General features: G+C 61.8%; 22 protein-coding genes and 1 tRNA gene. 6 read left to right on the top strand and 17 right to left on the bottom strand.

What is annotated here, in order from left to right:
- Window positions 1-8 precede the first annotated feature (8 nt).
- The 14 genes from WFR25_RS21445 to rpsB all read right to left on the bottom strand — a co-directional run bounded on the left by WFR25_RS21445 (window position 9) and on the right by rpsB (window position 13,623).
- The gene (locus tag WFR25_RS21445; RefSeq protein WP_336973538.1) at window positions 9-1,274 is read right to left on the bottom strand and encodes an amino acid permease; all 1,266 of its coding nucleotides are present in this window, start codon (window positions 1,272-1,274) and stop codon (window positions 9-11) included.
- 70 nt (window positions 1,275-1,344) lie between these two features.
- Window positions 1,345-2,103, bottom strand: coding sequence for an enoyl-CoA hydratase (locus WFR25_RS21450; RefSeq protein ID WP_336973539.1), 759 nt, complete (start codon window positions 2,101-2,103; stop codon window positions 1,345-1,347).
- 142 nt (window positions 2,104-2,245) lie between these two features.
- Window positions 2,246-2,470, bottom strand: coding sequence for a 50S ribosomal protein L31 (rpmE, locus tag WFR25_RS21455; RefSeq protein ID WP_336973540.1), 225 nt, complete (start codon window positions 2,468-2,470; stop codon window positions 2,246-2,248).
- A 176-nt stretch (window positions 2,471-2,646) separates the two neighbouring features.
- On the bottom strand, window positions 2,647-3,138 hold the full coding sequence (fabZ, locus tag WFR25_RS21460; protein WP_336973542.1) for a 3-hydroxyacyl-ACP dehydratase FabZ: 492 nt from the start codon (window positions 3,136-3,138) through the stop codon (window positions 2,647-2,649).
- An 8-nt stretch (window positions 3,139-3,146) separates the two neighbouring features.
- Window positions 3,147-3,806, bottom strand: coding sequence for an OmpH family outer membrane protein (locus WFR25_RS21465; RefSeq protein ID WP_336973545.1), 660 nt, complete (start codon window positions 3,804-3,806; stop codon window positions 3,147-3,149).
- Complete coding sequence (gene bamA / locus WFR25_RS21470) at window positions 3,806-6,454, bottom strand: outer membrane protein assembly factor BamA (protein WP_336973546.1); 2,649 nt, start codon at window positions 6,452-6,454, stop codon at window positions 3,806-3,808. The genes WFR25_RS21465 and bamA overlap by 1 nt, the downstream gene beginning before the upstream one ends.
- An 84-nt stretch (window positions 6,455-6,538) precedes the next feature.
- The gene (gene rseP, locus WFR25_RS21475) at window positions 6,539-7,672 is read right to left on the bottom strand and encodes an RIP metalloprotease RseP (RefSeq protein WP_336973548.1); all 1,134 of its coding nucleotides are present in this window, start codon (window positions 7,670-7,672) and stop codon (window positions 6,539-6,541) included.
- Complete coding sequence (locus WFR25_RS21480; protein ID WP_336973549.1) at window positions 7,669-8,829, bottom strand: 1-deoxy-D-xylulose-5-phosphate reductoisomerase; 1,161 nt, start codon at window positions 8,827-8,829, stop codon at window positions 7,669-7,671. The genes rseP and WFR25_RS21480 overlap by 4 nt, the downstream gene beginning before the upstream one ends.
- Window positions 8,826-9,605, bottom strand: a complete 780-nt coding sequence (locus WFR25_RS21485; protein WP_336973550.1) for a phosphatidate cytidylyltransferase — start codon at window positions 9,603-9,605, stop codon at window positions 8,826-8,828. Before WFR25_RS21485 ends, WFR25_RS21480 begins: the two co-directional genes overlap by 4 nt.
- Before the next feature lie 5 nt (window positions 9,606-9,610).
- Window positions 9,611-10,351: a polyprenyl diphosphate synthase gene (gene uppS / locus WFR25_RS21490; RefSeq protein ID WP_336973552.1), complete on the bottom strand. Its 741-nt coding sequence runs from the start codon at window positions 10,349-10,351 to the stop codon at window positions 9,611-9,613.
- Window positions 10,352-10,405: 54 nt separating this feature from the next.
- A complete protein-coding gene (gene frr, locus WFR25_RS21495) occupies window positions 10,406-10,963 on the bottom strand; it encodes a ribosome recycling factor (RefSeq protein ID WP_336973555.1) in 558 nt (185 codons plus the stop codon).
- A gap of 3 nt (window positions 10,964-10,966) precedes the next feature.
- The gene (pyrH, locus tag WFR25_RS21500; protein ID WP_336973556.1) at window positions 10,967-11,692 is read right to left on the bottom strand and encodes a UMP kinase; all 726 of its coding nucleotides are present in this window, start codon (window positions 11,690-11,692) and stop codon (window positions 10,967-10,969) included.
- Window positions 11,693-11,817: 125 nt separating this feature from the next.
- The gene (tsf, locus tag WFR25_RS21505; protein ID WP_336973558.1) at window positions 11,818-12,762 is read right to left on the bottom strand and encodes a translation elongation factor Ts; all 945 of its coding nucleotides are present in this window, start codon (window positions 12,760-12,762) and stop codon (window positions 11,818-11,820) included.
- A gap of 99 nt (window positions 12,763-12,861) precedes the next feature.
- Entirely contained in the window at window positions 12,862-13,623 is a 762-nt protein-coding gene (gene rpsB / locus WFR25_RS21510) for a 30S ribosomal protein S2 (RefSeq protein ID WP_336973559.1), read from the bottom strand.
- Between the two features lie 255 nt (window positions 13,624-13,878).
- On the opposite strand from rpsB, the gene WFR25_RS21515 reads away from it, so the two are divergent.
- Complete coding sequence (locus WFR25_RS21515; RefSeq protein ID WP_336973560.1) at window positions 13,879-14,121, top strand: hypothetical protein; 243 nt, start codon at window positions 13,879-13,881, stop codon at window positions 14,119-14,121.
- Between the two features lie 4 nt (window positions 14,122-14,125).
- Here WFR25_RS21515 and WFR25_RS21520 read toward each other — a convergent pair whose 3' ends face one another.
- Both WFR25_RS21520 and WFR25_RS21525 read right to left on the bottom strand, forming a co-directional pair.
- Window positions 14,126-14,866, bottom strand: a complete 741-nt coding sequence (locus WFR25_RS21520; protein ID WP_336973561.1) for a CDP-alcohol phosphatidyltransferase family protein — start codon at window positions 14,864-14,866, stop codon at window positions 14,126-14,128.
- A 50-nt stretch (window positions 14,867-14,916) separates the two neighbouring features.
- Window positions 14,917-15,651 carry a phosphatidylserine decarboxylase gene (locus WFR25_RS21525; RefSeq protein WP_336973562.1) on the bottom strand — a complete coding sequence of 245 codons (735 nt, stop codon included), beginning with the start codon at window positions 15,649-15,651 and terminating at the stop codon, window positions 14,917-14,919.
- A gap of 253 nt (window positions 15,652-15,904) precedes the next feature.
- On the opposite strand from WFR25_RS21525, the gene WFR25_RS21530 reads away from it, so the two are divergent.
- The 3 genes from WFR25_RS21530 (at window position 15,905) to WFR25_RS21540 (ending at window position 19,768) form a co-directional block, all read left to right on the top strand.
- Window positions 15,905-17,125 carry an NADP-dependent isocitrate dehydrogenase gene (locus WFR25_RS21530; protein ID WP_336973563.1) on the top strand — a complete coding sequence of 407 codons (1,221 nt, stop codon included), beginning with the start codon at window positions 15,905-15,907 and terminating at the stop codon, window positions 17,123-17,125.
- Window positions 17,126-17,236: 111 nt separating this feature from the next.
- Window positions 17,237-18,850 carry a bifunctional GNAT family N-acetyltransferase/carbon-nitrogen hydrolase family protein gene (locus WFR25_RS21535; RefSeq protein ID WP_336973565.1) on the top strand — a complete coding sequence of 538 codons (1,614 nt, stop codon included), beginning with the start codon at window positions 17,237-17,239 and terminating at the stop codon, window positions 18,848-18,850.
- 123 nt (window positions 18,851-18,973) lie between these two features.
- Window positions 18,974-19,768, top strand: a complete 795-nt coding sequence (locus WFR25_RS21540) for a sterol desaturase family protein (protein ID WP_336973567.1) — start codon at window positions 18,974-18,976, stop codon at window positions 19,766-19,768.
- A gap of 43 nt (window positions 19,769-19,811) precedes the next feature.
- On the opposite strand, the gene WFR25_RS21545 is transcribed toward WFR25_RS21540, so the two are convergent.
- A tRNA-Arg gene (locus tag WFR25_RS21545) sits at window positions 19,812-19,888 on the bottom strand.
- A 285-nt stretch (window positions 19,889-20,173) separates the two neighbouring features.
- Between WFR25_RS21545 and WFR25_RS21550 the strand changes: the two genes are divergently transcribed.
- Together WFR25_RS21550 and WFR25_RS21555 are read left to right on the top strand one after the other, a co-directional pair.
- Window positions 20,174-20,584, top strand: a complete 411-nt coding sequence (locus WFR25_RS21550; RefSeq protein ID WP_336973569.1) for a hypothetical protein — start codon at window positions 20,174-20,176, stop codon at window positions 20,582-20,584.
- Between the two features lies 1 nt (window position 20,585).
- A complete protein-coding gene (locus WFR25_RS21555; protein WP_336973572.1) occupies window positions 20,586-21,311 on the top strand; it encodes a TorF family putative porin in 726 nt (241 codons plus the stop codon).
- Window positions 21,312-21,313 lie beyond the last annotated feature (2 nt).

A 21,313-nucleotide genomic window follows, 5' to 3' on the forward strand; every position in this document is an offset into this window, starting at 1 on the left:
CAAAAAAATCAGCGTTCACGCCGCGCCCACCAGTAGAGCGGGAACCCCAGCACCATCAGCACCAGGCTGAGGCCGCTCGCCTGCCACCCTGCCCCCCACAACGTCCAGAGCGCATATACCGTACCGATCATGGCTGCCGGCAATGCGACCCGAAAGCGCAGGCTGGCCAGCGAGCACCCCAGATACAACCACAGCGTCGCCGACGTGGACAGCAGCGCCATCGCCGTGAACAACGCCACCAACCCCTGCAGGCTGTTGGCGACCAGCAACAGCGTCGCGGCAAGGCTGGACACCAGAATCGCGCGCACCGGAGTCCCCCGCGCATCGGTCGCCGCCAGCCAGCACGGCAGTTCTCCCGCACGGGCCATCGCGAGCGGCACCTCACCCTGAAGCAACGTCCAGCCATTGAGTGCGCCAAGGCAGCTGATCGCTGCGAACAGCGCCACCAACCGCGCGGGACCGGGCGACCAATAATGGCCGACAAAGGCAGCAAAGGGCGATCCCGACTGCGCCTCCGCAGCGGGCAGGGTCAGCGCGATCCCGGAACAGACGAGGATATAGAAGGCACCCGTCAGGCCCGTCCCGATCAGCGTGGCGCGCGGAATGGTACGCGTGGGATCGGCCACCTTGTCCGCCGCCGCACTCGCCGATTCAAAGCCAAGCAGCGCCCATAAGGTCAGCGCCGCGCTCACTGTGATCCCGTTCGCGCTGAACCCGGTGGCCGGAAAAGGCACAACATCGGCCGTCCCACTCACCAGCGTCACCAGTAGCAGGATTACCACGACGCCCAACGGCAGCAACTTGACCAGCGTCGTCGCCAGTTGCGTAGCACCAGCGACCCGCGCACCTAGCAAATTCACGCCGGTTGCCGTCCAGATCGCTCCAGTTGCAGCCAGCGCCGCCAGCAAAGGCTCCCGCGCCAGAACCGGCAGCAGATCGCTCAGATTGGCCACCGCCGCAACGGCGATCGTCACATTGGCGGTAATGATCGACACCCAATAAATCCAGCCGTTCGCAAACCCAGCCATGGGGCCAAAGGCGCGCGCAATCATCTGCGATGGCCCTTTCACATCGGGCAGGTGAACGGTCAGCCGGGCAATGACAAAGGCCAGCGCCATCGCGCCGCCGATCGTGACGAACCAGCCCGGCACCGCGTCCCAGCCATAGGGCGCGAGCGAGGCGGGCAACAGGAACACCCCCGACCCGATCATATTGCCCATGACCAGCGCGATGCAGGCAGCCAGCCCCAGCGGTCGCGCGGCACCGCGGCTCATCGTGGGAATATAGGCAATGGAGTAAGCGCCATATCCCACGCTAGACTGCCCATGGACGGCTGGCCAGCCGCTACCGACGCGCTATTTCGCCGCGCATCCGCTCCAGCAAAGCTGCAAACCCCGGCTCACCCAGCGACCAGGCCTGCGCGGCGGTTTCATGGGCAAAGGCATCCGCATGGCTACTACGCGCAGCATGATGTAGCGTCGCCTTCGTCCGCAACAGCAGGTCGCGCGACGTTTCCAGCATGGGGGCAGCCAGCGCCATCGCATCCTCCAGCAGCTTATCCGGCGCGCTCAACTGCTGCACAAGCCCAGCGTTCAGCGCAGCGTCGCCGCGCAACCCCTGCCCGCCCAACAACATCTGGCTCGCCCTGGCCCAGCCGACCGCGCGCAACAGCATCCAGCTATGGCCACCGCCCGGATGCAAACCGATCTTCAGGAACCGCGTGTCGAACAGCGCGGTCGGCGTCGCAATCCGCATGTCGCAGGCCAGCGCCAGGTTCATGCCCGCCCCGACTGCCGCGCCATTGACCGCCGCGATCGTCGGCAATGGGCAATCCGCAACCGTCATGAAGGCGCGATAGACCGCATGCACCGCCGCATCGTCACCCGATGCCGCCGCTTCAAGATCATCGAGCCGCGCACCCGCGCAAAAGGCAGCCCCCGCCCCGGTGACGATCAGCGCCTTCACGCCGGGGTCCGCACCCGCTGCCAGCACAGCTTGCGTCAGCGCATTGCTGAGGTCGGCCGACAGGATATTGCGATGATCGGGATCATTGAGGGTGAGGATGAGCAGGCCGTCATGGCGCTCGGACAGGAGCAAGGTCATGGGGCAGCACCTTAGAGCATTTTCCACGGTTGCCGAGTCGGCAGCAGGGTTCGTTCGACCGGACATCGCTCCAGCGACACGCTCATAAAAGAAAAGGGCGCCCGCTGGACGCCCTTTTCTCTACCGTACCGGTGAAGGCCGATTATTTCTTCAGCGACAGGCCGCCGAAACGCTTGTTGAAGCGCGCAACCTGACCGCCCTGATCCAGCTGACGCTGGCCGCCAATCCATGCCGGATGCGACTTGGGGTCGATGTCGAGCGCCATCGTGTCACCTTCCTTGCCCCAGGTCGAACGGGTCTGGAACGTCGTACCATCGGTCATCTGGATGGTGATCATGTGATAGTCGGGGTGAATATTGGCCTTCATATACCTTGCTCCGTTCAAGGCCGGTTTCCGACCGGCCGGGGATGCGTGAAAATCTCGCGAAGGCGCGCGGTTACAGCGTTTAGCCGCCAAAGGCAAGACTGACGAAAGATTGGATGAACCAAGGGGGGCGGCGCACCATTTCGCGCGCCGCCCCCCTTGCAAAGCCTATAGACAGATCAGTCCTTGGGCGGTTCGGCGATCATGGCGACGAAATTGGCTTCCGCCGCCAACTTGCCGTTCACCAATGCCTTGCCCGCGAACTTGCAGACCATGCCCCTGATCTGGAGCAGATCGACATGCAGGTCCAGCAGGCAGCCAGGTTCCACGGGATTGCGGAACTTCGCCCCGTCAATGCTCATGAAATAGACCAGCTTGCCCGAATCGCGCAGACCCAACGTTTCGACCGTCAGCACGCCGGCAGCCTGCGCCATCGCTTCGATGATCAGCACACCCGGCATGATTGGGCGGGTCGGAAAATGGCCCTGAAAGAAGGACTCATTGATCGACACCGCCTTGACCGCATGGATCGTGCTACCCGGAACGACCGATTCGACACGGTCGACCAGCAGCATCGGGTAACGATGCGGCAGAGACGCCATGACTCCCCGGATATCCAGGGAGACACGCGCGTCCTGCGCCGCGCCAGCTTCTTGCGTCAGATCCATCATCGTGCCGATCAGCGCGACTGCGGCTGCTGCGCTGACCGAGGCGCTGCAGGCGCGGCACCGGCCGCAGCCTGACCCTGACGACCCGGCTGCCAGCCAGCGGGCGGGGTGATGCCAACGCTGGGCACCAGCGTGTTCAGTTCAGTGACAACCGCCTGAGTAATGTCGACGGTCGGCTGATAGGAAACGGTGGCCTCGGGCGAGAGGACCAGATCGACCTTGGTCTTGGTCATCACGGCCTTGAGCGCGTCGGAGAGCTTTGCGGTGATCTGCTCTTCGACATAGGCGTTGGCGAGGCCGATGGGCTGCCCCATGCGCTGCAATTCAGCCTGCGCCGTCTGCTGCTGCTGCTGGAACTGCTGATATTGGGTTTCAATCGCCGGGGTGGGCTTGTTGCCAGCGGCCGTCAGCGCGGCCTGCAGCGCGTCACCCTTGCTCTTCAGGTCAGCGTCGATCGCGGTCTTGCGCGCATTGAACGCATCGATCTGCGGCTTGTAGGTGGTCTGCATCTGGGTACGCGCCGCGGTATAGGCGGCGCTGGTGCCGACGGCGCGTTGCAGGTCGGCGACGGCGATGCCGGTCTTCGACTGGGCGGCGGCGGGCGCGGTGGTCAGAGCGATAGCGGTCATGGGCGCCAGGCCAAGGGCCAGAGCCTTCATATATATTTTCATCAGAATTGAGTCCCTACGTTGAAAGTGATGAGTTTGGCGTCGTCCCCTGGTTCTTTCAGCAGGGCCTTGGCAATGTCGATACGGAACGGGCCGAAGGGCGAATTCCAGTTAACACCAAAGCCCACGGAAACACGCGGCTTGAGCGTGTCACCCTGATAGACTTCCTCGAAGCCAGTGCCTTCGAGATAATTGTCGTTGCTGATGCCGGTCGGACAGGCACCGGGCGCAGTCGCGCGCACGGTGCCGGTGCCGGCGGCATCGGTGCAATAGCCCGCGAAGGTGCCAGTACCATTGACGAGGCCCGGATTCTTCAGCCCTGCGACCGCCCCTGCATCAACATAGATGGATGGACGCAACCCCATCTCGCGCGCGCCGGAACCCAACGGGATCTCCAGTTCAGCACGCGCCATATAATAGATTTTACCGCCCAAGGCATCGTCGGCGATATTGTTATTGTTATTGCTATCGCGGACATATTCGCCCGTCGTCGCATCCTTCGTCAGATAGAAGCGCTTCACACGCGGACCAATACCGCGAATGTCGAAGCCGCGCATCTGCGGTTCGCCCAGGAAGAAACGGTCGGTCAGGCGCACGGTGTCAACCGCATTGCCCGCCGAGTCGAACCGATCCTTCTCCAGACTATGAATATAACCGCCCTCGCCGGTGAGCGAGAAGACGAAACCGCCGCCCAGTGCGAAATATTTGCCGCCGTTGATGCGCGTGCGGATATATTTCACGCTGCCGCCAAGACCAGCGAAATCCTGGCTGAGCACGAGATTGTAGCCACGTGTCGGCCGGATACGGTTGTCGCGGTTATCGAAGATCAGCGAGTAACCGAGGGACGAGGTCGTGCGCTTGCCGATGGCGTCGCACAGGTAACGACCAGCAAGGATCGGGTCGCACTCGCCATCGGTGTAATAGGTAGATTCGTCCAGCGTCACATCGTCAAAGTTGAGCGTGTAGCGCAGCGCCAGCGACATATATTCCGTGATCGGGACGCCCGCACGAAGCTGGGCGCCCGTGGTCGTCTGCTCATAGGTCGTGTCGCGATCATTATTGTTCAGATAACGGAAGCTGTTCAGGTCACGACGATAGATATCGCCACCCAACGCAATATTCTTGTCCATGAAATAAGGCTCGGTGAACCCTACCTCCACGGACTTGGAATAGGCCGAATAGTTGACCGAGGTGCGGAGTTCCTGGCCCTTGCCGCGGAAGTTGCGCTGCGTGATCGAGGCCGAGACGATGAAGCGTTCCAGCGACGAGAAACCGGCCGAAAGCGACAATTCGCCGGTCGACTTTTCCTGGACATTGGTTTCCAGCACGATGCGATCAGGCGCGGAACCCGGCTTCTGCTCGATATCCAGCTTTTCCTGGAAGAAACCGAGTGAATTGATCCGGTCCTTCGACCGCTTGACCAGGAAGCTGTTGAACGCATCGCCCTCATTCAGGCGGAATTCGCGGCGAACAACCTTATCCTGCGTCAGCGTGTTGCCGTTGATATCGACGCGCTCGACATAGACGCGCGGGGCGTTGGCGATCTTGAAATTGATCCCCATCGTCAGGTCTTCTTTCGACCTGTTAAAGTCTGGCGACACGTCGGCAAAGGCATAGCCGAACAGGCCCGCCGTCTCGCTCAGCGTATCAACCGTGTCCTCGACCTGCTTGGCGTTGTACCAGTCACCCTTCTTCATCGGCAGCATCTTGGTCAGGCCATCGCCCGACAGATCGCGAATGTCGGATTCGACCTTCACGTCGCCGAATTTGTAGCGATCGCCTTCCTCCACCACATAAGTGATGATGAAGTCCTGCTTGTCAGGGGTCAGTTCCGCGACTGCCGAGATTACGCGGAAATCGGCATAGCCCTCGGTCAGATAATATTGCCGCAGCTTCTGCTGATCATAGGCCAGGCGATCGGGGTCGTAGCTGGTGCCCGAGGAGAAGAGGCGAAACCAGCGCGACTGCTTCGTCACCATCTGGCTGCGAAGATTGCCGTCGCTGAACTTATCATTGCCGATGATGTTGATCTGGCGGACCTTGGACTTCGGCCCTTCCGAAATCTCGAAAACGATATCGACGCGGTTCTGGTCCAGTTGCACCATCTTTGGTTCGACCGAGGCGGCGAAACGGCCCTGACGGCGATAGAGTTCGATGATGCGCGCAACGTCGGCGCGGACCTTCGAGCGTGTATAGATCTGCCGCGGAGCCAGCTTGATCTCCGGCCGAATCTTGTCTTCCTTCAGGCGCTTGTTGCCCTCCAGAACAATGCGGTTGATGACCGGGTTTTCCTTGATCTCAATCGTCAGTGCGCCCGCATCGTTACGGATTTGCACGTCCGCGAACAGTTCGGTCTCGAACAGGTCGCGCAGCGCCTGATCCAGCGATTCCTGCGTGAAGGGCTGACCAATCCGCAATTTGGTGTAGGACATCACCGTGTCCGGCTCCAGCCGCTGCTGGCCCGTCACGGCGATCGACCGGATCGTACCGGCCGGGGCGACCGTGGCGGCGGGCGGCGTCGCCGGGGCCGCTTGCGTGGGCGCCGGGACCGGAGGGGTCTGGGCATGAGCGGGCGCGCAGACCAGCCCGGCTATAACCGTGCTGGCCAATAGGCCTGCGACAACCGGACGCTGCCGCATGCTGATCTTCATCGCTGTCACCCGCTCACCCTCAAAAAAAATCATAGTCTGTGGGCAAAGACGCCACCAAATCGCGCCTTCCCTGCCCCATGCCGCTCAACCGATCAAGCCGGACAGGCTCTTCCATAGTCCGAAAGACGACAAATCGTTGAATGTCACCAGCATCATCATCGCCAAAAGCACTGCCAGCCCGGACCGATAGGCCCAGTCCTGCACCTGCGGACTGACCGGCCGACGCTGCACCGCTTCGATCCCGTAAAAGAGCAGATGGCCACCATCCAGCATCGGGATTGGCAAGAGATTGATGAACCCCAAATTAATCGAGATGAGGGCCATGAAGAAGATGAAGCTCTCCGGCCCCATCGTCGCGGCCTGCCCCGAAACCTCCGCTATCTTCAGCGGTCCGCCCAGTTCCTTGACCGATCGGCCACCACCCACGATCTGACCCAGCGTCTCGACCATGGTCCGCACGATGTCGCCGGTCCGCTCGATCGCCACGATCGGCGCGCGCCACAGCGGCACCGGATCGACCACCGGATCACCTGCGCCGATGCCCAAACGCCCCACGCGGAAGCTGTTGCCGAAGCCGTCGCCCTCCATCACCGATCCGATGGTCGCGGTGATGGCGATCCGGCGTCCGTCGCGCTCGGCCACCACATCCACCGGCTCGCCGGGGCGGATGCGGGTATACATCACCATGTCGTTATAGGTGTCCATCACCCGCCCGTTGAACGACACGATCCGATCGCCCACGCGAATGCCCGCAACCTGCGCGGCGCTGCCCGGCTGGACGATGCCCGCAACCGGCGGCGTGCGGCTTTCGCCGTAGAAAAAGGCAAAACTGCCAAGGATCAGGATGGCGAACAGGAAATTGATGGCGGGGCCAGCCGCGACGATCGCCGCACGCTGCCATAATGGCTTGGCCGGAAAGCTCTCCGCCCGGTCCTGCGCGGACATTTCCAGCCATTGGGGATCGGTCTGGCTGGCGGCATTCATGTCGCCCTTGAACTTCACATAGCCGCCAAGGGGGAGCGCCGCGATCCGCCAGCGCGTACCGCGCTTGTCGACCCAGGCGGCGATTTCCGGCCCGAAGCCGATCGAGAACGCCTCCGCCTTCACGCCGCACCAACGCCCGACCAGATAATGGCCGAGTTCATGCACGAAAACGAGCGGACCGATGACCGCGACGAATGCGAGAACGGTCAACAGAAAACCGGGATTTTGGATCAAACCGTCAATCTTTCCATCACATGCCGGGCCAAGTCGCGCGCTCCGGCATCTGCAACCAGCACGTCCTCCATTGAGGAGGGCATGATAACTTCATAGCGGCTCAATACATCTTCCACAATTGCGGCAATATCAAGGAAGCCGATCATGCCATCCAGGAACGCCGCGACCGCCACCTCGTTCGCAGCGTTGAGGATCGCTGGCGCCGTGCCGCCTGCCGCCCCCGCATCACGGGCAAGCCGCAACGCAGGGAAGCGCACGGGATCGGGCGCCTCGAAATCCAGTCGGCCGATCCGGGTCAGGTCCAGCGGCTGGCAGGGCGTGGCGATCCGCGCGGGCCAGCCGAGCGCGTGAGCAATAGGAATTCGCATATCGGGCGACCCCAACTGCGCGAGCGTCGATCGGTCCCGAAATTCGACCATCGAATGAATGACCGACTGCGGGTGGACCAGTATCTCGATCCGGTCGAGACCGATGGGAAAGAGGTGCGCGGCCTCAATCAGTTCCAGCCCCTTGTTCATCATCGTCGCGCTATCGACGCTGATCTTCGCGCCCATCGACCAGTTGGGATGCGCGACCGCCTGCGCCGGGGTGATGCCGCCCATCTCCGCCCGGCTACGGGTACGGAATGGGCCGCCGCTCGCCGTCAGGATGATGCGCGACACATCCTCGAAGCGACTGCCTGCAAGGCACTGGAATATCGCATTATGCTCGCTGTCGACGGGCAACAGTGTCGCGCCGGACGCCCGCGCTGCCTCCATCATCAGCGCGCCCGCCGACACCAGCGATTCCTTGTTGGCCAGCGCCACCGTGCCGCCGGTTCGCAGCGCGGCGATGGTCGGGGCAAGACCCGCGCAGCCGACGATCGCCGCCATGGTCCATTCGGCCCCTGCACATGCGGCGTCAATCAGCGCCTGTGGACCTGCCATCGCCTCTATGCCGCTGCCGGCCAGTGCATCGCGCAGGTCAGTGTAGCGCGTTTCCTCGCCAATCACGGCGATCCGGGCGTGATGGGCGCGGGCCGCTTGCGCCAGCGCATCGACGTCCCGATGGGCGGTCAGGGCGACCACCTCATAGGCATCAGGCTCGCGACCGATCAGATCCAGCGTCGACATGCCCACCGATCCGGTCGCACCAAAGATGGAGATGCGCCGGGTCATGCCATCGCTCCCAAGGCCAGATAAAGGAGCGCAGCAATCGGCGCGGCGGTGACAACGCCGTCCAGCCGATCCATCACGCCGCCATGGCCGGGAAGCAGCGTGCCACTGTCCTTCACCCCGGCCCGTCGCTTCATCCAGCTTTCAAGCAGATCGCCCAGTTGCGCCGCCACCGCGAGCAGTCCGCTGGACGCGGCAAGCTGTGCGGGAAGTCCCGCGAACAGATGCAGCGTATAGCCCAGCAGCAGCGCCGCAAGCACACCACCGCCCAGTCCCGACCAGGTCTTGGAAGGGCTGACACGCGGCGCCAGCTTTGGTCCGCCCAGCGAGCGCCCGGCGAAATAGGCGCCGATGTCCGTCGCCCACACCAGCCCCAGCGCCCAGAAAGCGAGCAGCAGACCCCAGAGATGCGGCGGCTGCCCACGCAGGAACAGCAGCGCCATGACCGGCAGGCTGACATAGAGAACGCCCAGCGCCAGTCGCAACGCCCGCGTGACGATCAACAGGAAGGCAAAGGCCGCAACCATGAGAATGAAAGCAGGCGGAGCAACCCCTGCCGCCAGCGGGCAGAGAATCGCCAGCGGCACGGACACCGCGAACATGGAAAGTCGCTTATGTTCCTGGGACACACCGACCAGATCGGCCCATTCGCCCATCATCAACACGCCCGCGACGACCAACAGCAACCAGAAGAGCAGTCCGCCCGCCAGCAAAGCTCCAACCGCCACAAGGATCAGGACAAGGCCAACAATCGCCCGGGTCCGCAGTTCACTGCCCATCGGCGTCACAAACCGCCGAAACGGCGGTCCCTCAAGCGAAAGGCGTCAAGTGCTGCGGCCAACGCGGCCGAATCGAAATCAGGCCACAAAATATCAGTGAAATATAGTTCGGCATAAGCGGCCTGCCACAGCATGAAATTGCTCAGGCGCTGCTCACCCGATGTCCGGATCAGCAAATCGAGGGGCGGCAACTCGGCGGTGTCAAGGCAGGCGTCAATCGCCTCTATGCCGATGTCATCGACGGCGATGTCGCCCGCCACCGCCCGCTGCGCCAGCGTTTGCGCCACGCGTACCAGTTCGTCCTGCCCGCCATAGTTGAGCGCGATGGCGATCACCGGCCCGCTATTCCCCGCCGTGCGCGCAACCGCCGCGTCGATCAGTTGCACCAGCGACGCGTCTAGCGCGCGGTAATTGCCGATGATCCGCAGCCGCACGCCATTGGCATGAAACTCGTCCAGATCCGCTTGGATGAAATGGCGCAGCAGGCCCATGAGATCGGCGACCTCGCTCGCCGGGCGCTTCCAGTTTTCCGAGGAAAAGGCATAGAGCGTCAGGCATTCCAGCCCCAGCTCCCGCGCCGCGCGGGAGACACGGCGCACCGCTTCCACCCCCGCGCGATGCCCGGCAATGCGCGGCAGAAATCGCTTTTTCGCCCAGCGGCCATTGCCATCCATGATGATGGCGACATGGCGCGCACCATGGTCCGGTGCCACCTGGAGATGGTCTGGCTGGATCTGGCTGGCCATGTCAGTCTCCGCGCGCGCGGGGCGTGGGGCAGGTCATGGGAACGCTTCCCGGCCCTACTGGCCGAGAATTTCCTTTTCCTTGGCCGCAGCGGTCGCATCCAGATCGGCGATGGTGGCATCGGTCAGTTTCTGAACCTCGGTTTCGAAGCGCTTGCGCTCGTCCTCGCTGATCTCACCCTTCTTCTCGTCGGTCTTCAGACTATCCATGCCGTCGCGACGGACATTGCGAACCGCGATGCGCGCATTTTCGGTATATTTACCGGCAAGCTTGGCCAGTTCCTTGCGACGTTCTTCGGTCAGGTCCGGGATCGGCAGGCGCAGAGTCTGCCCATCGACGATGGGGTTGAGGCCCAGACCCGCAGATCGGATCGCCTTGTCGGTCGGGCCGACATTGCTCTTGTCCCAGACCTGCACCGACAACATGCGCGGCTCAGGCGCGGAGACGGTGGCAATCTGGTTGAGCGGCATGTGCGCGCCATAGACCTCGACCGTCACCGGATCGAGCAGCATCGTGTTGGCACGGCCAGTACGCAGGCCGGACAGGTCGCCTTTGAGCGACTCGACGGCGCCTGCCATGCGGCGCTCCAGATCGGCCTTGTTATATTGCGGCATGTTTTAGCTCTCCTGACTATGCACGACCGTCGCCACGCCTTCACCGGCGAGCACCTTGGCCAGATTGCCCTGCTCGCGGATGTTGAAGACGACGATGGGAATATTGCTGTCACGACACAGCGCGATCGCGCTGGCGTCCATGACCTTCAGATCGTCAGCCAGCACCGTGCTGTAGCTGACCCTGTCGTAACGGACGGCACCGGGAACCTTCTTGGGATCAGCGTTGTACACGCCATCGACCGAGGTGCCCTTGAACAGCGCGTCGCATTTCATTTCCGCTGCGCGCAGCGCCGCGCCGCTGTCCGTCGTGAAGAAGGGGCTGCCGACACCGGCTGCGAAAATGACCACACGACCCTTTTCCAGATGTCGTTCGGCCCGGCGACGGATGAAAGGTTCGCACACCGATGCCATGGGAATGGCGGACTGGACGCGTGTGTCGATGCCGATCTGCTCCAACGCATTCTGCACCGCCAGCGCGTTCATCACGGTCGCCAACATGCCCATATAATCGGCGGTCGCCCGCTCGAAGCCCTTGGCCGCAGCCGCCAGACCGCGAAAAATATTGCCGCCGCCCACGACGATGCACAGTTCAAAGCCCTGCGCCTTGGCGTCGGCGATCTCGCCCGCGACGCGTGCGGTGACTGCGGGATCGATGGCCAATCCGCCCTCGCCCATCAGCACTTCGCCCGATAGTTTCAATAAAATGCGCTTGTAGGCGGGCCGGGTCATGCGGGGTTTGTGTCCATCTCTACGGGCAAGGAAATGGCGCGCACCTTAGGCAGTGCGCGCCATGATGTGAAGCAGGGTTTTGCCCCATTCCCTTCCGCCCGAAGACGAAAGGGGAACGGCATTCATTAAACGCCTGCGGCGGCCGCGACTTCAGCAGCAAAGTCACTCACTTCCTTCTCGATGCCTTCGCCCAGCTGGAAGCGGACATAGCCCTTGAGGGTGATCGACTTGCCGGCGTCCTTCGCTGCCTTGGCAACGACGTCGGCGACCGGGGTCTTGTTGTCCATCACGAATAGCTGCGACAAGAGCGCCTGCTCTTTCGCGAACTTGGAGACAGCACCGTCCAACCGCTTGGCGAGAATATCAGCCGGGATCTCCTTGCCCTTCTGAGCAGCCTCTTCGGTGGCCTTTTCTGCTGCGATCGCGCGCTCACGCTCCAGCAGGGCCGGATCGATATCATCGGCAGACAGCGCCAGCGGGAAGGCCGCAGCGATGTGCATCGCGATCTGCTTGCCCAGCGGCTCCAGCACGTCGGCAGGCGCATCGCCTTCCAGCGCGACCAGCACGCCAATCTTGCCCAGACCGGGTGCAGCAGCATTGTGGACATAGGACACTACTACGCCCTGGCTCACTTCGACATGCGCGACGCGGCGCACATTCTGGTTCTCGCCGATGGTCGCGATGTTGGCGACCAGCTTTTCAGCGACGGTGCCGCCCGCGGGATAGGCTTCGTTCGACAGCGCTTCGGCGTCAACAGCGCCAGTCTTCAGCGCGATGTCGGACACGGTGCGGACGAAATCCTGGAACTGGTCGTTCTTGGCGACGAAGTCGGTTTCGCTGTTCACTTCGACGGCGACACCCTTGGTGCCAGCGACGGCGACGCCCACCAGGCCTTCAGCGGCGGTGCGGCTCGACTTCTTCTGTGCAGCGGCCAGACCCTTGGCGCGAAGCCAGTCGGTTGCCGCTTCGATATCGCCACCCGCTTCGGTAAGCGCCTTCTTGCAATCCATCATGCCGGCGCCCGAACGGTCGCGCAGTTCCTTGACGGCGGCAGCGGTAATCTCGGCCATGTTTCGGCTCCTAAATTTCTTAAGGTTCAAATATGCAGCAGGGCGCCTCTTGGGTTCCAAAAAGCGCCCTGCCTGATCAGCTTTGCAGTTTGACGAAACTTACGCCTCTGCTGCAACAACCTCTTCAGCCAGCGGCTCGTCGAGCGCGCCAATGTCAACGCCCGACGCCTGCTGGGCGCCACGGTTGCCCTTGGTCGCGGCAGCGGCGATCGCGTCGCAATACAGGCGGATAGCGCGGCTGGCGTCGTCGTTCGCCGGAACCGGGAAGGCGATGCCGTCGGGGCTGACGTTCGAATCGAGGATCGCAACGACCGGGATGCCCAGCGTGTTGGCTTCCTTGATCGCCAGTTCTTCCTTGTTCGCGTCGATCACGAACATGACATCGGGAATACCGCCCATGTCGCGGATACCGCCCAGCGACAGTTCCAGCTTGTCCCGCTCGCGGGTCATCTGAAGGACTTCCTTCTTGGTGAGGCCGTGGGTGTCACCCGACAGCTTCTCTTCCAGGGTCTTCAGGCGCTTGATCGAACCGGAAATAGTCTTCCAGTTGGTCAGCATGCCGCCCAGCCAGCGGTGGTTGACGAAATGCTGGCCCGACTTGCGGGCCGCTTCGGCGATGGGATCCTGCGCCTGGCGCTTGGTGCCGACGAACAGCACCTTGCCACCGGCAGCGATCGTGCCGCTGACGAAGTCGAGCGCACGCGCCATCAGGGGCACGGTCTGCGACAGGTCAAGAATGTGGATGCCGTTCCGCTCGCCGAAGATATACGGCTTCATCCGCGGGTTCCAGCGGTGGGTCTGGTGGCCAAAATGGGCGCCAGCCTCGATCAATTGCTGCATGGAGACGACAGGAGCCGCCATGATATTTCTCCTTCCGGTTGCACCTCTGGGAATCAGGAAGCGAAGGAAGCCTCAAAGGCCCCCGCGCCACCGGATATGTCGATTCCCATGTGGAATGGACGCGCCTTTACTGGCGGATAAAAGATTATGCAAGGGGGTTGACGCGGACCGCCTATAGAACATATAGAGAACAAACGGAACGAATACGGCTTGCGTCCATTGCTTCCGTCACAGTCCAGATCAGCCGTGCAAGCGGCAAGACAGAAAGTTCAGGCCATGTTCGCACTCGTCGCCGGTCTCGTCTTCTCCATCGCCCTCCTGCTGGCGATCGGCACCATCCTTGCCATGTTCGCACTCTATCATGACAAAATGGTGGCTGCACTCCTGTTCGAACCGATCCCCAAGGAAGCACCTATCTATCAGCTTCGCATCCGCCGCCCGCGCATGGATGCGGTTGAACGGCGGACGGTTCGCGCCGCCCCTGCCTCCCCCACTCCTGTCCGATTCGTCGCTGCCTGACCCTTCAGGCCGCGTCCGCTTGCTGCGCGCGCTTCACCTTCGCATAGCTGATGATGCCAAAAGGCAGCAACGCGACGTAGAACAGACAGATACCCAGCAGCGTTAGCCATGGATCGGTGATCAGCAGCGCGGCCAGCAGGCCGGCCAGCGCAATCGCCTCCAGCCGTATCCGCTTGCGAAGCCGCAATGCCGACCAGCTATAGGTCGCAATGTTGGAAATCATCAGGAAGGCGACGAACGCCGCCCAGGGCGCCACCACATACCATGCACGGAATATCTCCAGGCCCGTTACCAGCCAGAGGTAAAGCGGCACGAAAGCCAACCCCGCCCCCGCAGGCGCAGGCACCCCGGTCAGGAAGCCAGCCGATTTGTGCGGCTGTTCATCGGCATCAATATTGGCGTTGAAGCGCGCCAGACGCAGCGCGCAGGACAGCGCATGCGCCAGTGCAAAGATCCAGCCGAACTTCGGCATGGCGTGAAGCGACCACAGATACAGGATCAGCGCAGGCGCCACGCCGAAGGCAATGCAATCGGATAACGAATCAAGCTCCGCGCCGAACCGGCTTTCGCCCCGCAGCATCCGGGCGATTCGCCCATCGAGTCCATCCAGCACTCCCGCGATCAGAATGCATAGTACTGCGAACTGCCAGTGATCCTCGCGCCCCGCCATTGCGCTGATGCCATAGCGGATACCGGTCAGGCCCGAACATAGCGCCATCGCCGTCACCGCATTGGGCGCGACCATTCGCAGGGTGATCCCCCGACGCAACCCTCTGGGAACGGCGCGGCGCTGCCTCACTGTTGAATACCCGCGATGACGCGGCGGTCGCCAATCTGTGCCAGCACGGTCTCACCCGCGACCGTCCGTTGCCCCAGCACCACGCGCGGGGCAGTCCCGGCAGGCAGGTAGACATCCACCCGGCTACCGAAGCGAATAAGGCCGATGCGCTGCCCGGCCGCAACCATGTCGCCCGGCTTTACGAACGGCACGATACGCCGCGCAACCAGCCCGGCAATCTGGGTAAAGCCGATTCGCACGCCGTCATGGCGTTCGACCAGGATATGCTGACGCTCATTATCCTCGCTCGCCTTGTCGAGGTCGGCGTTCAGGAACTTGCCCGAAATATAGACGACCGCCTTCACCGTTCCGCCGATCGGCGTGCGGTTGATGTGGACGTCGAACACGCTCATGAAGATCGACACACGGATCATAGGTTGGTCACCCAGCCCGTCCGGACCGACCATTTCCTTGGGCGGCGGCACCTTCTGGATGAGGGTGATGAGGCCGTCCGCCGGGGCGATGATCGCATTCTCGTCCTGTGGCACGGCCCGCACCGGATCGCGGAAAAAGGTCAGCACCCAGCCGGTGACGATCAGCATCAGCCATCCCAGCACTTCCCAGCCCAGGATGAAGAATAAACCGGTGATCGCCGCCGCGATCAGACCGAATTTCATGCCCTCGCGATGAACCGCTGGGAACCGCCATTTGATGTTGCCACCGGGGGCAAGCGTGATCTCGTCATTTTCCATGGGCACCGTCTCTAGAGCATCGCACGGAAAAGTGGGAACCGGTTTTCCGTAAAAAGCGATGCAATATCAAAAAACAGAACAAGCGACTGCGTTCAATCCACCGCCCACCTGATCGAGAGAGTGGCCCCTGCCCTGCCTCCACCAAGGCACGGACCGGCCATAAACCTCCCATATCCGGTTGAACATTGGCGGCGCTTTGCCTAGGGCGTAGCCCATTCCATCCCAAGCATAGCAAAGAAGGCGAACCAGGCGCATGGCAAAGATCAAGGTCAAGAACCCAGTCGTAGAGATTGACGGCGATGAGATGACGCGGATCATCTGGGAATGGATCCGTGAGCGCCTGATCCTCCCCTATCTCGACATCGACCTGAAATATTATGATCTCTCGGTCGAGAAGCGCGACGAGACCAACGACCAGATCACCGTCGATTGCGCCAACGCGATCAAGGAATTTGGCGTCGGCGTGAAGTGCGCCACCATCACCCCTGACGAACAGCGGGTCGAGGAATTCAAGCTCAAGCAGATGTGGAAGTCGCCCAACGGCACGATTCGCAACATTCTGGGCGGCGTCGTCTTCCGCGAACCGATCGTCATCAAGAACGTACCCCGACTGGTTCCCGGCTGGACCGACCCGATCGTCATCGGCCGCCATGCATTCGGCGACCAGTATAAGGCGACCGATTTCCTCGTCCCCGGCCCCGGCAAGCTGCGCATGATCTGGGACGGCGAGAATGGTGAGAAAATCGAGAAGGAAGTATTCGACTTCCCCGGTGCCGGTGTCGCCATGGGCATGTACAACCTCGACGAATCGATCCGCGATTTCGCCAAGGCCAGCATGAACTATGCGCTCGATCGCGGATGGCCGCTGTACCTGTCGACCAAGAACACCATCCTGAAGGCCTATGACGGCCGCTTCAAGGATCTGTTCCAGGAAGTGTTCAACACCGAATTTGCCGACAAGTTCAAGGCTGCCGGTATCGTCTATGAGCATCGCCTGATCGATGACATGGTTGCCTCTGCCCTCAAATGGAGCGGCAAGTTTGTCTGGGCCTGCAAGAATTATGATGGCGACGTTCAGTCCGACACCGTCGCCCAGGGCTTCGGCTCGCTCGGCCTCATGACCTCTGTTCTTCTGTCGCCCGATGGCAAGACGGTCGAAGCGGAAGCCGCCCACGGCACCGTGACGCGTCACTATCGCCAGCATCAGCAGGGCAAGGCGACCTCCACCAACCCGATCGCGTCGATCTTCGCATGGACGCAGGGCCTGTCATTCCGCGGCAAGTTCGACGGCACGCCGGACGTCACCAAGTTTGCCGAAACGCTGGAGCGCGTCTGCATCAGGACCGTCGAAGACGGCGCGATGACCAAGGATCTGGCGCTGCTGATCGGTCCCGATCAGGCCTGGATGACGACGGAACAGTTCTTTGAACAGATCCGCGTCAACCTCGAAGCCGAAATGGCCAAGTGGAACTAACAGGCTCGGAACTGATCGCTTCCTAAAGCTTTCAGTACGGAAACGGAATGAGGCGGCGCCGTACAACCGGCGCCGCCTTTTCCATGGGCACGACCGCATGGGAGTAAAGCGATGACCACGACAGCCAAGAAGCGCCTGGAGGTCCGTGCCGCGGTCCCCTCCGACGTCCGCGCGATCCTGCGGCTGATCGCCCGCGCCTATCCCGGCATGCCGAACTATGCCCCCGCCACGGTCCGCGGCCAGATCAACAATTTCCCCGATGGTTGTTTCGTCGCTCTCTACGACAACAAGGTCGTGGGCTATTGCGCGACCATGCGAGTCAGCAAATCCATGGCCTTTGCCTGGCATGACTGGGAAGAAATTACTGCCAACGGCTTTGGCACCCGCCACAGTGCCGCGGGCGAGTGGCTTTATGGTTATGAAATGGCGGTCGATCCCAAGCTGCGCGGCCTGCGCATCGGCCAGCGGCTCTATGACGAGCGCAAGGAACTGGCCGAGCAACTTGACCTGCATGGGATCGTCATCGCCGGACGGATGCCAGGTTACGCCCGCGCCAGACGACGGGTCGAGGGACCGAAGGATTATCTGGACAAGGTCGTCCACGGCAAGATCCGCGACCAAGTGATCAGCTTCCAGCTCAAAAACCAGTTCGAGCCGCTGGGCGTCCTCGAAAATTATCTGCCGGAGGACAAGCAATCCGATGGCCATGCCGCCCATCTGGTCTGGCGCAACCCCTATGTCGATCCCGATGAAGCGCCCGAAATGCGGGTGCCGCGCGGCGTCGAAAGCGTCCGCCTCGCCACCTGCCAGTTGCAGGCCCGCGCGGTCGAGGATTTCGACGCCTTCATCCGCAATATCGAATATTTCGTGGACGTGGCGGCGGATTATCGATCTGACTTCATCGTCTTCCCGGAGTTGTTCACCCTCCCCCTCCTCTCGTTCGAGACCAAGAAGCTCTCACCGATCGAGGCGATCGACAGGCTGACCAGCTACACCCCGCGCCTGACCAAGGAACTGACGCGGATGGCGCTGGAATATAACATCAACATCATCGGCGGTTCCCACCCAACCCGAGCAGACGATGGCGACATCCAGAATATCGCCTATGTCGCCCTGCGCGACGGGTCCGTGCACACGCAGGAAAAGATCCATCCCACCCCCAACGAAGCCTTTTGGTGGAACATCAAGGGCGGCGATTCGCTGGACGTGATCCAGACCGACTGCGGGCCGATCGGCGTGCTGATCTGTTATGACAGCGAGTTTCCCGAACTCGCCCGCCGGCTGGTCGATCAGGGCGCGCGGATCATCTTCGTCCCCTTCTGCACCGACAGCCGGCTCGGCTACATGCGGGTACGCTATTGCGCGCAGGCCCGCGCGATCGAGAACCAGTGCTATGTCGTGATGTCGGGCAATGTCGGCAACCTGCCGAACGTCGACAATATGGACATTCAGTACGCGCAAAGCGCCATCCTGACACCCTGCGACCTGCCCTTTGCCCGCGATGGCATCGCGGCGGAATCGACCGAAAATGTCGAGACGCTCACAATGGCCGACGTCAACCTCGCCGACCTCAGTTGGGCGCGCGCAGAAGGGACAGTCCGCAACCTGCGCGATCGCCGCTTCGACCTTTATCATATCGAATGGGACAATAATCCCGACCATGCCCATGCACCCAGCGGCGGCCCGGTCCCGGCGGGCGGCCACAACTCACCCGGCGGCGGCTGAAAAGCATCTTCGCGAATCTTGTCAGGACCGACAAAATTCTCGACCTGTGAAGTGCTAATCCCCATCCCGGCCATGCGTCACTCTCCTGTCTGTAATGGCCTTGTTGGATTGGGAAGGTTTGACGTGCTTGCATCGATGATGAACGGAGAACATCTGCTATCGCTTTGGCTCGCCCTGTTCGTGGCGAGCGGCATAGCAGCGGGCATCGTTACCGGCTTTCTGAAAGCAAGAAAAATCCAGCCCAGCGGCTTCAAGTGGAAAATTTTCAGAAACGAGATTGTCTTTGCGGTCATCAATCTCGCGATCACCGGCTTCCTTCTGGGTTCATTGAAGAACCAGCTCGTATCGGCGGGCGCTATCACCTTTCAGAGAACACCGCCCAGTTGGTGGGAAATCGGGCTGGAATATGCGCTCTATTTCTTCCTGTTCGATACCTATTTCTATTGGCTGCACCGCTGGATGCACAAGGAACCGGCCTATAGCTGGGTTCACAAGCTCCATCATAAGTCGACCTCGCCCAACCTGCTGACGACGCTGTCGGTCAGTCCGCTGGAATCGCTGATTAACGGGGGCTTCGTACCGCTCTTCCTCGCCGTCTTCACCGTGCATGATGCGACCATGGCGCTGATCGTGCCAACCAACATCGTCATGGGCCTCTATGTCCATTCCGGTTACGAATTTCTGCCTCGCTGGTGGAACCGTAGCTGGGCAACGAAATGGTTCATTTCCGCAACTTTCCACGACCAGCATCATCGGTATTTCACGGGTAATTTCGGCGGATACACGACCATTTGGGACCGCTTGTGCGGAACGATGCGCCCCAAATTCGAGGCGGATTTCGACAAGCTCAAAAATCGATCGCAACTGGCCGCAGCGAAGGATGGACTTCCCGCAGGGCCTGCCAGCGAAAGCGCATAGCTATTGCCTGTGGCGCAGCGTCTGATCAACGATTGAGGGAGAGTGGTGACCCCGGCGAGATTCGAACTCACGGCCCTTAGATTAGGAATCTAATGCTCTATCCGGCTGAGCTACGGGGCCACTCAAGCGGGTCATTATCGCTTGCGAAAACCAACGTCCAGCCTGTTCATTGAATGAACCATCGGAAGACCCGGCAAGCTCTATCCGGAATCGCTGAGGCCAACGGCAACATTCCTCAAAATGCAGGCGAACACGAAAGCGCCGCAGCTCTTGGGCCTCCTCAGAAGCGTCCCGTGACCGATTGCGGAGATTTTGTCATCCGTCAGCAACGCATGGGAAACAGACGTATTTTAAATGCCCCTTTGATGATCGGGCAAGATAATCCGGCATCAGCAGGAGTATGAAATGAGTCTAACCCTTCTCGCCATCGCGGCAGCCGCCGCGACTCACACTACCCATATCGAACATCGGGGCGCGTCAGTGGAAGCGATTTACAGCGCACGCACCGACATCCGGATGCGAACCGTGGGCGCACACACGCCCAACAGGATGGACAACCGCCGCTGCCAATGGACAGCGACTGTCATCATCGAACGCCAGTTGTCGGGCAAGCCCGTACTCGCGCGGACGCTGCACGGCGACCGCCCTCTGTCCGGCAGCCAGTCAGGTCCATGCACGGCCGGAACCCGTGCGATCGACCGCGAGATCGCGCACCGCGACGATGCCATCCAGGCGCAGCTTCTCGCCGTGGCGGAACGGGATCGGGCACCGCTGCTTGCCGAACTGGATGCCGTCCATAACATGGCCTCCAACTAGGATGCGGGTGTGGGCGGCGGTCATCCCCGCTGGCATGGCATGGCTGGCCGCTGCCGCTCCCGCCATGTCCCAGACTGCCAGCGGGCCAACAGTGTCGCTGGAACTGGCCAGCGACGAACGCCGCCGCGGGTTGAGCTGGAGCGATGGCGATCCGGTCGTGCGCGCGAATGTTTCTGTCCCCGTGAACCGCGAGATCAGCATTGACGCCACGGCCATATCGCTGTGGGGAAGCCATCGTCATGGTGGCGCGGATGCCGCGGTGGATGTTCAGGCCAGCTATAGCCGCCACTTTGGCGGATGGCGCCTGACCGCCGACGCAAGCTATACGCTTTTTCCCGGTGCATCAGATCAGGGCTATGGTGAGATCGGCGCCACGGCGGGCTTTCTGATCGGCCCCGCAAACATAGACCTGTTCACGCGTTATGCGCCAAGGCAGAGCGCGATCGGCGGTGACAATCTCTATATCGGGACTGCGCTGGCGGTCGGCCTTCCGGGCACGCCATTCACCCTTTCTGGCCATGTCGGCCGTTCATCGGGCGCGGTACGCGATCCGGTGCGCGCGGGACGGCTGCGGCCCGACGGGCGGTACTGGGACCATGGGCTATCCATCGACTATCGCAAGGGCCGATGGCTGGCTGGTTTGCGCTATGCCAATAGCAGTATCGACCGAGATGCGAGCGGCCATGCGGGCGCGACGCTGATCGGACGGGTCGGCGTAACGTTCTAGCG

Source organism: Sphingobium aromaticiconvertens (assembly GCF_037154075.1).
Classification (GTDB): domain Bacteria; phylum Pseudomonadota; class Alphaproteobacteria; order Sphingomonadales; family Sphingomonadaceae; genus Sphingobium; species Sphingobium aromaticiconvertens.

Excerpts from the sequence above, each read along its gene's own strand:
- WFR25_RS21445 (WP_336973538.1), bottom strand. The coding sequence starts at position 1,274 with ATGAGCCGCGGTGCCGCGCGACCGCTGGGGCTGGCTGCCTGCATCGCG.
- WFR25_RS21450 (WP_336973539.1), bottom strand. The coding sequence starts at position 2,103 with ATGACCTTGCTCCTGTCCGAGCGCCATGACGGCCTGCTCATCCTCACC.
- rpmE (WP_336973540.1), bottom strand. The coding sequence starts at position 2,470 with ATGAAGGCCAATATTCACCCCGACTATCACATGATCACCATCCAGATG.
- fabZ (WP_336973542.1), bottom strand. The coding sequence starts at position 3,138 with ATGATGGATCTGACGCAAGAAGCTGGCGCGGCGCAGGACGCGCGTGTC.
- WFR25_RS21465 (WP_336973545.1), bottom strand. The coding sequence starts at position 3,806 with ATGAAAATATATATGAAGGCTCTGGCCCTTGGCCTGGCGCCCATGACC.
- bamA (WP_336973546.1), bottom strand. The coding sequence starts at position 6,454 with ATGAAGATCAGCATGCGGCAGCGTCCGGTTGTCGCAGGCCTATTGGCC.
- WFR25_RS21480 (WP_336973549.1), bottom strand. The coding sequence starts at position 8,829 with ATGACCCGGCGCATCTCCATCTTTGGTGCGACCGGATCGGTGGGCATG.
- WFR25_RS21485 (WP_336973550.1), bottom strand. The coding sequence starts at position 9,605 with ATGGGCAGTGAACTGCGGACCCGGGCGATTGTTGGCCTTGTCCTGATC.
- uppS (WP_336973552.1), bottom strand. The coding sequence starts at position 10,351 with ATGGCCAGCCAGATCCAGCCAGACCATCTCCAGGTGGCACCGGACCAT.
- frr (WP_336973555.1), bottom strand. The coding sequence starts at position 10,963 with ATGCCGCAATATAACAAGGCCGATCTGGAGCGCCGCATGGCAGGCGCC.
- pyrH (WP_336973556.1), bottom strand. The coding sequence starts at position 11,692 with ATGACCCGGCCCGCCTACAAGCGCATTTTATTGAAACTATCGGGCGAA.
- tsf (WP_336973558.1), bottom strand. The coding sequence starts at position 12,762 with ATGGCCGAGATTACCGCTGCCGCCGTCAAGGAACTGCGCGACCGTTCG.
- rpsB (WP_336973559.1), bottom strand. The coding sequence starts at position 13,623 with ATGGCGGCTCCTGTCGTCTCCATGCAGCAATTGATCGAGGCTGGCGCC.
- WFR25_RS21515 (WP_336973560.1), top strand. The coding sequence starts at position 13,879 with ATGTTCGCACTCGTCGCCGGTCTCGTCTTCTCCATCGCCCTCCTGCTG.
- WFR25_RS21520 (WP_336973561.1), bottom strand. The coding sequence starts at position 14,866 with ATGGTCGCGCCCAATGCGGTGACGGCGATGGCGCTATGTTCGGGCCTG.
- WFR25_RS21525 (WP_336973562.1), bottom strand. The coding sequence starts at position 15,651 with ATGGAAAATGACGAGATCACGCTTGCCCCCGGTGGCAACATCAAATGG.
- WFR25_RS21530 (WP_336973563.1), top strand. The coding sequence starts at position 15,905 with ATGGCAAAGATCAAGGTCAAGAACCCAGTCGTAGAGATTGACGGCGAT.
- WFR25_RS21535 (WP_336973565.1), top strand. The coding sequence starts at position 17,237 with ATGACCACGACAGCCAAGAAGCGCCTGGAGGTCCGTGCCGCGGTCCCC.
- WFR25_RS21550 (WP_336973569.1), top strand. The coding sequence starts at position 20,174 with ATGAGTCTAACCCTTCTCGCCATCGCGGCAGCCGCCGCGACTCACACT.
- WFR25_RS21555 (WP_336973572.1), top strand. The coding sequence starts at position 20,586 with ATGCGGGTGTGGGCGGCGGTCATCCCCGCTGGCATGGCATGGCTGGCC.